Below are 14,157 nucleotides of genomic sequence, written 5' to 3'. Positions count from 1 at the left end.
TGGCGCAACATGACTGACCGACTGGGCGAACTGACCGCTGCGAAAGTGGCGGTCTGGCTCGACGACCTTTCCCGGGTACGACTCAGTTCCGGCGGGCTGGACCAGCTGCGCCGGGAGCAGCACGTGGTCGGGGTGACCACCAACCCGACCATCTTCGCCAAGGCGCTGAGCGACGCCGACACCTACGACTGGCAGCTGCGTGACCTGGCCACCCGCGACGTGGACGTGGAAGAGGCCGTCCGGATGCTCACCACGTACGACGTGCGGTGGGCCTGTGACGTGATGCGCCCGGCGTACGAGGCCAGCGACGGCGTCGACGGCAGGGTGTCGATCGAGGTGGACCCGCGTTCGGCACACGATTCGGCCAAGACCATCGCCGAGGCCAAGGCCCTGTGGTGGCTGGTGGACCGGCCGAACCTGTTCATCAAGATCCCGGCGACCGAGGCCGGTCTGCCGGCGATCACCGCCGCCCTGGCCGAGGGGATCAGCGTCAACGTCACCCTCATCTTCGGGCTGGACCGCTACTCGCAGGTGATGGAGGCGTTCCTCACCGGCCTGGAGCAGGCCCGGGAGAACGGCCACGACCTGTCGAAGATCGCCTCGGTGGCGTCGTTCTTCATCTCCCGGGTGGACAGCGAGGTGGACAAGCGGCTGGAGAAGATCGGTTCGGAGCCGGCCAAGGCGCTGCGGGGCAAGGCCGCGGTGGCCAACGCGCGGCTGGCGTACGAGCGCTACAGCGAGGTGTTCTCCTCGGACCGGTGGCAGGCACTTGCCGACGCCGGGGCGCACCCGCAGCGGCCGCTCTGGGCGTCCACCTCGACCAAGAACCCGGACTACCGGGACGTCATCTACGTCGAGGAGCTGATCGCGCCCGGCACGGTCAACACCATGCCGGAGTCGGTCATCCACGCGTACGCCGAGCACGGTGAGACCCACCCGGACACCGTCACCGGCGCGTACGACGACGCCCGGGGGGTCTTCGCCGCCCTGGAGTCGGCCGGCGTGGACCTGGCCGACGTGATCGCCACGTTGGAGCGGGAGGGCGTGGAGAAGTTCGAGGCCAGCTGGCAGGAACTGCTCGACGGCGTCCGCAAGTCGCTGGCCGCCGCGGGTCAGGGCAGCAGCAACCCCAGCGACGCCGCCCGGGGCAACGCCGACGCCGCCGTGCGTGCCGGAGGAAATGCGTGACGGTGCCGTCCGGCGACACCCACGCCGCCACCTGGACCGGGTGGCGGCGTGGGTCGGCGGTGGTACGCGAGTGGTTCGCAGGTGAGTAGCTTCTTCAGACAACCGGTACGGTCGGCGTTGATCTACCGGTGCCCGGAAACCCGTACTCCTGGGCGGAGTCGCCGGCGGTGACCGGTGCCCCTGGCCGGTCGGGGGACGTCCGCCGCCACGCCGGCACCCGACCGAGCGGCAGACGGACCCGGACCGGTCGCGGCGCGGTGGGTCGCTACGGGCATGACGATTGACGACGTGGACGAGCGGAGCGAGGAGGCAGCGTGAACCCGCTGCGCGACCCGCAGGACCGGCGACTGCCCCGGATCCCGGAGCCGTGCGCTCTGGTGATCTTCGGGGTGACCGGTGACCTGGCCCAGAAGAAACTGCTACCCGCGATCTACGACCTGGCCAACCGGGGGCTGCTACCACCCGGCTTCGTGGTCGTCGGGTTCGCCCGGCGGGACTGGGGCGACGGCGATTTCGCTTCGCTGGCCCGCGAGGCGGCCAAGGCCCACTCCCGGACACCGTGGCGGGAGGAGGTGTGGTCCCGGCTCGAACACAACATCAAGTTCGTCGGTGGGTCGTTCGACGACGACACCGCGTTCGACAATCTCGCGCGCTGCCTGGATGGTCTGCGCGACAGCCACGGCATCCACGGCAACGCGGCCTTCTACTTCTCCATCCCACCGGCGGCCTTCCCGGTGGTGCTCAAGCAGTTGGCCCGCACCGGCATGGCCGACAACGAGAAGTGCGGCGGCTGGCGCCGGGTGGTGGTGGAGAAGCCGTTCGGCCACGACCTGCCCTCGGCCAAGGCGCTCAACGACCTGGTCGACGACGTCTTCACCCGGCAGGACGTCTTCCGCATCGACCACTACCTGGGCAAGGAGACGGTCCAGAACATCCTGGCCCTGCGCTTCGCCAACAGCCTCTTCGAGCCGTTGTGGAACTCGCAGTACGTCGACTCGGTGCAGATCACCATGGCCGAGGACGTCGGGATCGGCAGTCGGGCGGGCTTCTACGACTCGGTCGGCACCGCCCGCGACGTGTTGCAGAACCACCTGCTGCAACTGCTCGCTCTGGTGGCGATGGAGGAGCCGACAAGCTTCGACGCCGACGAGATCCGGGCCGAGAAGCTCAAGGTGCTCAAGGCCATCACGCTGCCCAGGGACGTCAGCGAGGGCACGGTACGCGGTCAGTACCTGCCGGGCTGGGTCGGTGGGCAGCGGGCCAGGGGCTACCTGGAGGAGGACGGCGTCCCGTCGACGTCGACCACCGAGACGTACGTGGCGGTGCGGCTCGGCATCCAGAACCGCCGCTGGGCGGAGGTGCCGTTCTACATCCGGGCCGGCAAGCGGCTGCCGCGGCGGGTCACCGAGGTCGCCGTGGTGTTCAAGCAGGCCCCGCACCTGCCGTTCACCGCTGCCGACATGGAGATGCTCGGCAACAACCAGTTGGTGATCCGGGTCCAGCCGGACGAGGGCGTCGTGCTCAAGTTCGGTTCCAAGGTGCCCGGCACCACGATGGAGGTCCGCGACATCGCGATGGACTTCCAGTACGGCGAGGCGTTCACCGAGTCCAGTCCGGAGGCGTACGAGCGGCTGGTGCTGGATGTGCTGATCGGCGACCGGACACTCTTCCCGGACGCCGCCGAGGTCGAGCAGAGCTGGGCCGTGGTGGATCCGCTGGAGGTCGCCTGGGAGGGCACGAAGCCCGAACCCTACCGGTCCGGCGAGTGGGGCCCGCGGGCCGCCGACGAGATGCTGGCCCGCGAGGGCCGGGCCTGGCGGCGGGCGTGAGCGAGCGTAGCGAGCGAACCATCAGGCTCAGTAGCGTGGCGCCTCGCGCCGCCGGTGAGCGAAGCGAGGCGGCGGCGCGAGGCGAGCGAAGCAGGAGGCTGCGGTGATCGGACTGTGGGACACCACCGGCAACGAGGTGGTCAAGGCGCTCGCCGCGGAACGGCGCAGCGCGGGCGGCGTGGCCAGCGGCATGGCGCTGACCCTGATCGTGGTGGTGGATGAGAAGCGGGTCCGCGAGGCTGAGGCGGCGGCCACCATCGCCGCCGCCGCACATCCCTGCCGGCTACTGGTGGTGGTCCGCTCCGACGTGGACCGGGACCGCAACCGGCTGGACGCCGAGATCGTGGTCGGTGGGCGGCTGGGCCCCTGCGAGGCCGTGGTGATGCGGATGTACGGGCGGTTGGCGCTGCACGCCGAGTCGGTGGTGATGCCGCTGCTGGTGCCGGACGTTCCGGTGGTCACCTGGTGGCACGGTGAGCCGCCGGAGGAGATCGCCACCGACTTCCTCGGTGTGGTGGCCGACCGGCGGATCACCGACTCCGCGCAGGCCGCCGACCCGATCGCGGCGCTGCGGCAGCGGGCCCGCGACTACGCCTCCGGTGACACCGACCTCGCCTGGACCAGGATCACCCCGTGGCGCACCCTGGTGGCCGGCGCCTTCGACACCACCGACGCGCAGCTGACCGAGGCGGTGGTGGTCGCACCGCCGACCGACCCGACAGCCGCGCTGATGCGGGGCTGGCTGCGCAGCCGGCTCGGCATCAAGCCGCGCTGGGACCGCACCCGCGAGTTTCCCCGGATGCGGGAGGTGCAGTTGCGCTGCGGCAACGGCGACGAGCTGACCCTCACCCGCGAGGACAGCGTGGCCACCTTCCGGCGTACCGGCCAGGAGGATCGGATCCTGCCGCTGGTGCGCCGGCCGCTCGGCGACGAACTGGCCGAGGAACTGCGTCGGCTCGGCACCGACCAGGTGTACGCGGAGGCGTTGGGTGCCTTCGCCGGGCTCACCAACCTGGACCGGCGGCCCAGCCAGCGGGTGCACGTCTGGAGGGATCCGGCCACCGCCCAACGGGCCGAGGCCGGCGTCACCGCGCATTCCACGACGAGCAGTGCCTCCTGACCCCCACCTCTCAGCTACGCACGACAGCGACCGCCACGCGGTCCCGGAAGGACACCATGAGTGAGGCGAGTGTCGCCGTACACGCCGACGCCGACCTGCTGGCGCAGGCGGTCGCGGCCCGACTGGTGGTGCGGCTGCTCGACGCACAGGCCGAACGCGGTCAGGCATCGGTGGTGCTCACCGGCGGTCGGATCGCCGCCGCGGTCTACCGGGCGGTGGGCACCTTGCCCGCCCGGGACGCGGTCGACTGGTCCCGGGTCGATTTCTGGTGGGGCGACGAGCGGTTCCTGCCGGCCGGCGACCCGGAGCGCAACGAGACCCAGGCCCGTGCGGCGCTGCTCGACGCGCTGCCGGTGGACCCGGCCCGGATCCACGCCATGCCGGCCTCGGACGGCGGTGCCGACCCGGAGGAGGCCGCCGCCCGGTACGCGGCCGAACTCGCCCGGGCAGCCCGGCCCGGCACCGCAGTGCTGCCCCACTTCGACGTGCTGATGCTCGGGGTCGGTGAGGACGGGCACGTCGCCTCGGTCTTCCCGGAGCACCCGGTGCACTACGAGAGCCGCCCGGTGAGCGCGGTGCGGGGCAGCCCGAAGCCGCCACCGGTGCGCATCACCCTCACCCTGCCGGCGATCAACACCGCCGAGGAGGTGTGGCTGGTGGCCGGCGGCGGCGACAAGGCCCACGCGGTAGGCATGGCGCTGGCCGGCGCCGGCCCGGTGCAGGTGCCGGCGGCCGGGGTCCAGGGCACCGGACGTACCCTCTGGCTGCTGGACCGCGCCGCGGCGGCCGACCTGCCGGCCCGCTTCCGCAGCCTGCGCTGACGACGTGAGCACCTGACGTGCCCGGGCCCACCGAGGGCCCGGGCACGTCGGGTGGCGCCACCGCCGGCTGATCGTCGCTTGTCGACGCCGGGTGCGCCGAACTGGTACCAGCGACTGTCACCTAGCTGGTCTGGCTCTCGCCCCCTCCTGGCCGAAGACTGTGCTCACCGACCGAAGGTGAGCCTCGCTCGTCCACGCTCGCCGGAATGTCGGATCACCATGCGGCGGTGCAGGCTCGGGAGGGGCTTCGGTGAAGGAACTGTTGCTGATCGGTGCCGGCTACATGGGCACCCCCTACCTGACAGCTGCCGAGCGCCTCGGGGTACGCGTCACCGTGGTCGAGTCGGCGCTGCACCGCGACCGGCTCGCTCCGCAGGCGGACCGCTTCATCCTCACCGAGGGCACCGCCGAGGAGGACTGGGCGGCAGCGGCCACCGCCGCCGCCTATTCGTGTGAACCGGACGGCGTGCTGGGGTTCGCCGAACCGCAGGTCATCGCCGCCGCTCTGGTGCAGGACGCCCTCGACGTGCCCGGCCCGTCGCTGCACGCCGCCGTCGTCTCACGGAACAAGGCCCTGCAACGTGGCTGTTTCGCCACCGCCGGGCTGTGCCAACCGAAGTACCTGATCGTTCCGGATGTCGAAGCGGGTGTCAGCTGGGCGCGGAACCGCTATCCGGTGATCGCCAAGCCGCTGCACAGCAGCGGGAGCGCCGGTGTGGTCCAGGTGCTGGACGAGCCCACCCTCGTCGCCGTGCTCCGGTCCCGGCTGCCCCAGGAGAAGGTGCTGCTGGAGGAGTTCCTCGTCGGCACGGAGTACAGCTGGGAGGCACTCGTCCGGGGCGGTGAGGTGATCTTCGAGAACGTCACCGCGAAGGAGACGACCGGCCCACCGGACTTCGTCGAGCTGGCGCACGTCGGTGGCGCACGGATGTCCGGTGCGGACATGTTCACGATCGACAGCCTGGGCCGTGGCGTCGTGGCGGCGATGCGGATGCAGACCGGCATCGTGCATCTGGAGTTCCGGATGACCGCGGACGGCCCGGCGATCGTCGAGGTCGCGGTCCGCACGCCCGGCGACTACATCATGGACGTCATCGCGCTCACCCACCGGTTCGATCCGTACGCCGCGCTGATCGCCATGGCGCTGGATCTGCCCGTCGCCCTGCCCTCGACGGCGACGCCGGGAGCGCACGGCGCCAGCTGGTTCCCGCAGTTCCCGGCCGGTCGGGTGGCACGCGTCAACGGCCTGGACGCCCTGCGCGCCCAGCCGTGGGTGGCCGACGTCAAGCTCAAGGTGCGGGCCGGCGAGACGATCGCTCCGTACTCCTCGTCGGCGCAGCGGGTGGGGCACGTCCTGTTCCAGGCTCCCGACCTGGACGCGTTGACCGCGGCGATGGAGCTGGCCCGCAGCACGCTCACCGTGGATCTGGTCGACGAGCCACAACCGTCCGAACCGGCCCTCGGGATCAGCGCGTCGGTGTCCCCGTCGTCGAGCCGGTCCGGCTAGCGGAACGCAGTCGTCGCAGGGCTGTGGCCCTTTCGATTCCGTTTCGTGCCCCACGGGTGCGGCCTAGGGAGAGACACCTCATGCAAGGCGACCTTCAGCCGGTCATCGTCGGTTACGGACGAGCCGGTCGTGACCTGCACCATCGCGCGCTACGTCCGTTCCTCGACCCGGACGACTGCGTGATCGTCGTGGACCCGCGTCCGGTGCCGGCGCAGCCGGGGATCCAGTGGGTGGCGACGCTTGCCGAAGCAGCGCGGGCCCTGCACGCGATGTCCGTACCGATGCGTCGGGCGGTCTTCCACCTGACCACTCCCCCGGCCGCGCACCTGGCCGGGGTGGAGCAGCTCGTCGCGCTCGGCGCCCGGCAGGTGATCCTGGAGAAGCCGATCGCCACAAGCGTGGCGGAGGCGCACCGGATCGCCAGCCTGTCGAGCGACATCGCCATCATGCCGGTGAGCGTCTGGCTGGAGAGCACCACGAGCACGGTGGTGGAGCGCGCGGTCGCCGCCGGTGCGGTCGGCCGGGTGACAACTCTGCACATGGAGCAGAGCAAGCCCCGGTTCCGGCGGAACCTGGAGGCGACCGACGCGCACACGACGCCTTTCGACGTCGAGTTGCCGCACCAGATGCTGCTCGCGTTGCACCTGGCCGGAGCGGACGCCGCCGTCGAGTCCGCCGTCCGGTGGTCGATGTCCTCCTGTGACGAGTACGGGCACGTCATGGGTGGCGCCGCGGTGACGCTGACGCACGGATCGGCCGTCACCAGCACCCTGCTGTCCGATCTCACCGCACCCATCCGACGTCGCCGGCTGGTGGTGACCGGCATCCACGGCCAGATCGTGGCCGACTATCCGCTGAGCTCCGACGACGACTACGGGCAGGTACGCATCCGTGGTCGTGGCGATCGCCAGATCGTCCGGGATCTGCCGCTGTCCCAGTTCCTGAAGGCCGCGTACGACTCGCGGCGCGGTGCCGGCCCGCCACCTCGTGGCGACCTCGGCATGCACGTACGCAGCATCGAGCTGCTGGACCAGGCCCGGAGTACCGCCGTGACCATTCCGCCTCAGGTGGCGCTTCCCCAGCTGACGGAGTTCGCATCATGGCAAGGCTGATCATCATCGAGCCCAGGTCGTCCGGCTGCCTGCTCATCGACCGCGCCCGGGAACTCGGCCATGATCCGGTGGTGCTGACCGCTGACCGGGGCGAGCGAGCCGTACCCCGTGAGCGGTTGGCCGCCGCGAGCGAGGTGAAGATCGTCGACACGAACGACGACACGGCCGTGCTCGACATGCTGGAGACGTTGCACCGGGCCACGCCGCTGGGTGCCGTACTACCCGGGTTCGAACACTACGTCCCGGTCGCCGCCCGGGCGGCGGCCAACCTGGGCCTGCCGGGGATCGACCCCGACGCGGCGATGAAGCTGCACTACAAGCACCTGATGCGCCAGGCGGTCACCGACGCGGCCGTGGACCAGCCCGCCGCCGTGCTGGTCACCGAACCGAACGAGGTCGAGGCCGCGGTCACCAAGGTCGGCCTGCCCTGCGTGGTGAAGCCGGTCAACCAGTCCGGCAGCCTGTTCGTCCGTCGGGCGGACACGCTGGACGAGGCGATGGCCGCGTTCGACCGTATCCGCAACCCGGCCGCCACCTATCTGGACCGGCAGACGTTGCCCGTCGCCCTGGTCGAGGAGTACGTGCGGGGGCCGGAGTTCAGCGTCGAGGGTTACGTCCACGACGGCGTGACACACGTCCTGTGCATCACCGAGAAGATGCTCGGGGCGGAGCCCTGGTTCGTGGAGGCGGGCCACGTCCTGCCGGCCGACCTGCCGACCGGCCTGGCAGCCGAGATGGCCGCCTATGTCCGGCGGGTCGTCGCCGCGCTCGGTCTCGGGCTGGGTCCGTTCCACGCCGAGGTCCGGCTGGCCGACCGGGGGCCGCTGTTGATGGAACTCGCGGCCAGGTTGCCGGGCGATCACATCCCGGTGCTGCTGTCGCTGGCCCAGGACATCGACATGCATGCGATCACGGTGCGGGCCCACCTGGGTGAGCCGATCGGCCCGCTGGCGCACGGCGTCCGTCGACAGACCGCGGGCATCCGTTACTTCCTGCGGCCGGAGATCCGCCGCTTCACGACGATGACGGTCGGCCGCCGGGTGGCCGACGATCCTCGGATCAAGGAGATCTCCCTGCTGCACTCGCCCGGTGCCGAGGTGCCGGACCCAGGGAGTTCGTCGGGCCGGCTCGGCTACGTCGTGGCCACCGGTGCGACCTATCAGGAGACGACCGCGCTGCTCGACGCGGCAGACGCGGCGGTCGTCTTCTCATGATCTTCTCAGCCACCGCCTCGTTCAGGAGTTGACCGTGTCCAGTCACATTCTCATCCTCAACCGATGGAGCAACGAGTTCGGCGAGTACCACCGCTACGTCGACCACCGGAGCAACCGGGTGGCGTACCTGACCACGCCGGCCGGTCGGGAGCCGCTGGACGAGCAGCTCGCCGAGGCGATCGTCACGCTGCCCGATCTCGGTGACGTGGCGGCGGTCACCACTCAGGCGAAGGAGTTGTCCACCCGGTACGGACAGTTCGACCACATCATCGCGCTGTCCGAGTTCGACCTGGAGACGGCGGCGGAGTTGCGGGCCATCCTCGACGTGCCCGGTAAGAACTCGGCGGAGGTACTGAAGGTCCGCGACAAGCTGGTCATGAAGCGGCACATCGAGCAGGCCGGGCTGCGGGTGCCGGCGTACGGTCCGGCGAACTCGGTCGAGCAGGTGCGGGAGCTGGTCCGGCGGGTGGGCCTGCCGATCGTGCTCAAGCCCCGGGCGGGTGCCGACAGTCAAGGAGTCTTCGTCTGCCGTACGGAGGCCGAGCTGGACCGGCTGCTGGCCGACGAGTCGTTCACCGACTACGAGGGCGAAGAGTTCGTCGAGGGCGGGCTGTACCAGGTGGACGGGGTGGTCCAGGACGGTCGGCTGCTTGTCGTCCGGAGCTGGCAGTGCCTGGCCGGATGTCTCGACTTCGCCCAGGGCACGCCGTTCGGCTCGGTCGCCAACGACGATGCCGAGTTCGAGCGGCGGGTCATCTCCTACACCGAGCGGGTGCTGGCCGCGTTGGGCCTCACCGACGACGTGTTCCACCTGGAGTTCTTCCGCACCGACACGCCGATCGGCGACGACGAGCACGCCGACATGGTCTTCCTGGAGATCGGTGCCCGGGCCGGCGGGGGCCAGGTGCGGTTCGTCTGGCGCGACGTGTACGGCGTCGACCTGATCGACGCCTCGGTCAGGTTGCAGATCGGGGAGAAGCTGGACCTGCCGGCGATGGACCTCGGCACCGTGGCCGGTTACCTGATGATGCCGGAGCCACCGGTACGCCCGGCGGTCGTCCACGCGGTCGGTTCCCTGCGCGGCCGGGTGGACGACCTGTACGACGAGACCCTGCCGCCGCCCGGCGCGGTCCTCAACGGCACGGGCGGTGCCCGCCACACGGCCGGCACGTTCCGGTTCCGGGCGCCCACCGCCGCACGAGTGAAGCAGGCGATCTCCCGGGCCGCCGAGCTGTACGAGCTGTCCTGGTCACCGGCGCAGGCCGAGCGCGACGCCACCGGAACGCACGGGTGAGCCAGGACCGCGGAGCCGACTCGCTGCTGTCCGACCCCCCGTCGCCCGATCGACCGCCGGAGGTGGCGGCATCGCTGTGGCGCCACCCCGATTTCCTCCGGCTCTGGGGAGCACAGACCATCGCGATGCTCGGTTCCCGAGTGACCGAGTTGGCGCTACCGCTTACCGCGATTCTGCTCCTGGACGCCGGACCGACCAGTTTGGGCCTGCTCAACGTCGCCGAGTACCTGCCCTTCACCCTGGTCACGTTGTTCGCCGGGGTGCTGGCCGACCGTTACCGACGGCGTGGCCTGCTCATCGGTGCCAACATCGGCCGGGCGTTGATCCTGGCGGTGGTGCCGCTGCTCGCCCTGACCGATCAGCTGTCCATGACGGCGCTCTACGTCGTGGCCTTCCTGATCGGTGTCCTGACCTCGCAGTTCGACGTCGCTTACCAGGCGTACGTGCCGGTGCTCGTGTCGCGGGCCCAGCTCGTGGAGGCCAACTCGAAGCTGCAGTCCACCCGATCCATCGCCGAGACCGGTGGCAAGGGCTTCAGCGGTGTGCTCATCCAGGTGTTCACCGCTCCCGGCGCGATCATCGTCGACTGCCTGACGTACCTGATCTCCGCCGCGTCCTTGCTGGCCATCAAGACCCGTGAACCACGTCGCTCCACCACGTCCCGAGGGTTCAGGGGGGTGTGGAGCGAGATCGGCGAGGGATTGCGGGCAACCCTCGGTCATCGCATTCTCCGGGCCGTCCTCCTCCAGGCCGCCTGGTTCAACCTGTTTCACGACGTCGTACTCGTGCTGTTTCCCCTGTACGGCCTCAAGGACCTGGAGCTGTCGCCGGCGCTGCTGGGGTTCATCATCGCCTCGGCCAGCGTCGGCGCCTTCGGTGGCTCACTGATCGCGGGAGGGCTGGCGCGACGCCTCGGGATCGGCCCGGCGATGGTCGCGGGCGTGCTGACCTCAGCACTGGGCCTACTGGCGTTGCCGCTGGCCACCGGCTCGCCGACGGTGCAGTTGCTGCTGCTCGGCGCGGGGTACGTGGTCAGCGGCGTGGGCATCACCATCTTCAACATCCACTCGGTGGCGCTGCGCCAGGCGATCATCCCCAACCGTCTCCTCGGGCGGGTCAGCGGCACCTACCGCTTCGTCGCCTGGGCGGTCATCCCGCTGGGCGGCCTGCTCGCCGGAGTTCTGGCGAACGTCCTGAGCGCCCGAGGCGCCCTGTTGATCGCCGGCATCGGCCTGATGGTCGGGGCCGTGGTGTTCGCGTTCACCCCGGCCGGACGGATCGCCGAGGCACCGGAGGGACCGGAGGCCGAGATGCCCACCAACCTCAAGCGCTCGGGCGACCCGAGGTAGCGATCGAGTCGTGGCCACGGCACCACACCGCCACCCCGCCCGGCACGCGCTCCCGTCGCGCCCCGGGCACCGATGCAGAATATGGATGTCGAAGGAGGACATGCTTGTTCATCAAAGTCTGCGGCCTGAGGACCTCGACCGATGTCGCCGCCGCCGTACGGGCCGGGGTGGACGCGGTGGGCTTCATGCTGACGGAGAGCGTTCGTCGAGTGACCCCGACGGAGGCCGGCCGCCTCGCGGCCGAGGTGCCGCCACAGGTGCTGACCGTCGGGGTGTTCCGGGGTGAGCCGGTCGACGTCATCCGCGAATGTGTGACCACCGCCGGTCTTCGGGCGGTGCAGTTGCACGGCGGCGAGCCCCGCGAGCACTACGAGGCGCTGCGCGACCTGGACGTCGCCCTGATCAGGGCGACGTCGCTGGCGGAGGGGCAGGACCTACAACCCGGCTCGTACGGCGAGGACATGCTGATCATCGACTCTCCCCAGCCGGGTTCCGGCAACCAGTGGAACTGGTCCTCCCTGAGGACGAAACCGGTGGCCGGGCGATGGATGCTGGCCGGTGGCCTCAGCCCCGGCAACGTCACGGCCGCCGTCGCGGCACTGTCTCCGTGGGGGGTCGACGTCTCCAGCGGAGTGGAGGTGCGCCGGGGGATCAAGGAACCGCGGCTGATCGCGGAATTCGTAACGGCTGCCCGATCGAACGGGTCAGGCTCGCCCCATTCCGGTTAGGCCGGGGGTCCGCGTACCAGGCGTAGGACTCACCGACGCGGGCGAGCGCCTCGTTGATGTCACTGGGCCGTACCGCCGAGTAGCCGATGACAAGCGCTGGACGGGTGGTGCGGCAGGGGGTCTCGGCGAGACGGAAGTGCCCGCCCCCGCGCAGGAGAACCGACCGGCGCAGGGCGCCGTCGACGACGGCCGCCTCGTCCACGTGGTGGGGCAGCTCGACGTAGACATGACGGCCGGCGGACGCGCCCCTGATGCTCGCACCGGGCAGATGTCGCCGTACCGCCTGGACGACGGTCTCCAGCCTGGACCGGTACCTCGGCCGCAGCCGCCGCAGGTGCCGGTCGAGCAGGCCGGCACGGAGGAACTCCGACACCGCCAGTTGGGTGATGCTGTCAGAGCCCTGGTCCGATGTGGCCCGTGCTCGTTCGACCGCACCGAACAACCATTCCGGCATGGCGAGCCAACCGAGGCGCAGCCCGGGGGCGAGTACCTTGCTCAGGCTTCCGCCGTAGACGACCCGCTCCGGGTCGCTGCCCTGGATCGCCGGTGGTCGCTCCCGCTGGTCGAACCAGAACTCCGTGTCGTAGTCGTCCTCGATGATGATCCCGTCGACGTCGCTCGCCCACCGCAGCAGCGCTTGCCGGCGTTCGAGCGACATCATCGCCCCGGTGGGAAACTGGTGTGCCGCGGTGATCAGGACAGCGCGGACACCACTACGCGCCAGGGCGTCGAGGTCCACGCCGTCGGCATCCACCGGTACGGGCACCGCGCGCATGCCGGTGCTGCGGATGAACTGGAACTGCTTGCCGCTACCGGGATTCTCGACACCGATCCGGTCGATGCCCACCGTCGGAAGGGTCCGGCAGATCAGACCGAGGCCGTGGGCGAAGCCCATCGTGACCATGGTGTGGGCGGGTTCCACCCGTACGCCCCGCACCCGGCCCAGGTAGCTCGCCAACTCCGTACGCAGCGCCGGGATGCCGGTTATCGGCGGATAGCTCAAGTCGTTGGCCCCCAGGCTCTGCGTCGCCCGTTGGTAGCACGACAGCCATTCCTGGAGTGGAAAGTTCGTCACGTCCGTCGCACCGACACGGAGGTCCCAGCGCACGACCGGTACCGACGGCTCGTCGAGACTGGATCCCCGGTCCACGCCGACGACGGGCCGGGCGGCGACGCGGGTACCCGAACCCTGGACGGCTTCCAGGTACCCCTCGGCGGTCATCTGCTCGTACGCCTCGACCACCACGCTGCGCGACACTCCGATGTCACGAGCCAACAGGCGGCTCGACGGCAGCGGCACGCCGGGCAGGAGAACACCATTTCGAATCTTCTCCTTGATGGCGCTCTGGATCTGCCGACTAAGCGGCTCGTCGACATCCCGGCAAACGCTGATTGTCAGATGCCACGGCATTCTGGAATTGCCCCCTCAGCATGGCAGCATCGCCCTTGGCTTTTGCTCATCGGATGTCACGTGCTGAACTTTAGGTCGGTCACCAATGACCGAATCCGATGATCGCCGCCCCACCCACAATGGCACGCAGAGTGGATTCTAGCGTCGCCGCGCAGCCGACACCGAATCGTGGCCGACGAAACAACGCCGCCGACCACCCGGCGCAGAGTGCCCATCGTGGATCAGGGGCCGCCCGTAGCGCGCCCTTTAGCCAAATCCGCCGGGATGATCCGGCAACCTAAAGTAGGCGAAATCGGACGCACTGTAGCCGCGAGCGGCCCGCACCACCGAACTACGCCCATTTCGACGCTTTGGTGCTCGCTATTGCCATATGCACCTCGTGCGGAAGCAGGAGCGGCCCATCGCATAGGCGGCAATTACTGCCCGGACGGTGCACCGGCGAGACGATCCGGCCGAGCGAAGATTGACCAATACGTGGACGACACCCAGGTCAACCCAGACGATTCGTGGCGTAACCCGGTCCTGGTCTGCCGATGTCCCCGTTCAGTGGTCTGGGCCGGGCGACCGGCCGGCTGATTGGATCG

11 protein-coding genes are annotated in these 14,157 nt (G+C 70.0%); 10 read left to right on the top strand and 1 reads right to left on the bottom strand.

Annotated features, from left to right (window positions below; translation table 11 throughout):
* Window positions 1–9: 9 nt before the first annotated feature.
* From tal to CLT74_RS00830, 10 genes are all read left to right on the top strand, one after another.
* Window positions 10–1,188, top strand: coding sequence for a transaldolase (gene tal / locus CLT74_RS00875; RefSeq protein WP_099844837.1), 1,179 nt, complete (start codon window positions 10–12; stop codon window positions 1,186–1,188).
* Between the two features lie 314 nt (window positions 1,189–1,502).
* The gene (gene zwf, locus CLT74_RS00870; protein ID WP_099844836.1) at window positions 1,503–3,017 is read left to right on the top strand and encodes a glucose-6-phosphate dehydrogenase; all 1,515 of its coding nucleotides are present in this window, start codon (window positions 1,503–1,505) and stop codon (window positions 3,015–3,017) included.
* A 103-nt stretch (window positions 3,018–3,120) separates the two neighbouring features.
* A complete protein-coding gene (locus CLT74_RS00865) occupies window positions 3,121–4,137 on the top strand; it encodes a glucose-6-phosphate dehydrogenase assembly protein OpcA (RefSeq protein WP_099844835.1) in 1,017 nt (338 codons plus the stop codon).
* Between the two features lie 56 nt (window positions 4,138–4,193).
* Window positions 4,194–4,958: a 6-phosphogluconolactonase gene (gene pgl, locus CLT74_RS00860; protein ID WP_099844834.1), complete on the top strand. Its 765-nt coding sequence runs from the start codon at window positions 4,194–4,196 to the stop codon at window positions 4,956–4,958.
* A gap of 250 nt (window positions 4,959–5,208) precedes the next feature.
* A complete protein-coding gene (locus CLT74_RS00855) occupies window positions 5,209–6,465 on the top strand; it encodes an ATP-grasp domain-containing protein (RefSeq protein ID WP_099844833.1) in 1,257 nt (418 codons plus the stop codon).
* Between the two features lie 80 nt (window positions 6,466–6,545).
* Window positions 6,546–7,577, top strand: coding sequence for a Gfo/Idh/MocA family oxidoreductase (locus CLT74_RS00850; RefSeq protein WP_099844832.1), 1,032 nt, complete (start codon window positions 6,546–6,548; stop codon window positions 7,575–7,577).
* Complete coding sequence (locus tag CLT74_RS00845) at window positions 7,565–8,791, top strand: ATP-grasp domain-containing protein (RefSeq protein ID WP_099844831.1); 1,227 nt, start codon at window positions 7,565–7,567, stop codon at window positions 8,789–8,791. The genes CLT74_RS00850 and CLT74_RS00845 overlap by 13 nt, the downstream gene beginning before the upstream one ends.
* Window positions 8,792–8,825: 34 nt before the next feature.
* Complete coding sequence (locus CLT74_RS00840; protein ID WP_099844830.1) at window positions 8,826–10,085, top strand: ATP-grasp domain-containing protein; 1,260 nt, start codon at window positions 8,826–8,828, stop codon at window positions 10,083–10,085.
* Window positions 10,082–11,434 carry an MFS transporter gene (locus CLT74_RS00835; RefSeq protein WP_099844829.1) on the top strand — a complete coding sequence of 451 codons (1,353 nt, stop codon included), beginning with the start codon at window positions 10,082–10,084 and terminating at the stop codon, window positions 11,432–11,434. Before CLT74_RS00840 ends, CLT74_RS00835 begins: the two co-directional genes overlap by 4 nt.
* 104 nt (window positions 11,435–11,538) lie before the next feature.
* A complete protein-coding gene (locus tag CLT74_RS00830; RefSeq protein WP_099844828.1) occupies window positions 11,539–12,162 on the top strand; it encodes a phosphoribosylanthranilate isomerase in 624 nt (207 codons plus the stop codon).
* On the opposite strand, the gene pdxR is transcribed toward CLT74_RS00830, so the two are convergent.
* Entirely contained in the window at window positions 12,086–13,573 is a 1,488-nt protein-coding gene (gene pdxR / locus CLT74_RS00825) for a MocR-like pyridoxine biosynthesis transcription factor PdxR (RefSeq protein WP_099844827.1), read from the bottom strand. The genes CLT74_RS00830 and pdxR overlap by 77 nt on opposite strands.
* Window positions 13,574–14,157: the final 584 nt, after the last annotated feature.

It is taken from the genome of Verrucosispora sp. CNZ293, assembly GCF_002754655.1.
Note: the sequence above shows the minus strand (reverse complement) of the source record. Positions and strands in the feature narration are given on the sequence as shown.

Excerpts from the sequence above, each read along its gene's own strand:
- tal (WP_099844837.1), top strand. The coding sequence starts at position 10 with ATGACTGACCGACTGGGCGAACTGACCGCTGCGAAAGTGGCGGTCTGG.
- pgl (WP_099844834.1), top strand. The coding sequence starts at position 4,194 with ATGAGTGAGGCGAGTGTCGCCGTACACGCCGACGCCGACCTGCTGGCG.
- CLT74_RS00850 (WP_099844832.1), top strand. The coding sequence starts at position 6,546 with ATGCAAGGCGACCTTCAGCCGGTCATCGTCGGTTACGGACGAGCCGGT.
- CLT74_RS00845 (WP_099844831.1), top strand. The coding sequence starts at position 7,565 with ATGGCAAGGCTGATCATCATCGAGCCCAGGTCGTCCGGCTGCCTGCTC.
- pdxR (WP_099844827.1), bottom strand. The coding sequence starts at position 13,573 with ATGCCGTGGCATCTGACAATCAGCGTTTGCCGGGATGTCGACGAGCCG.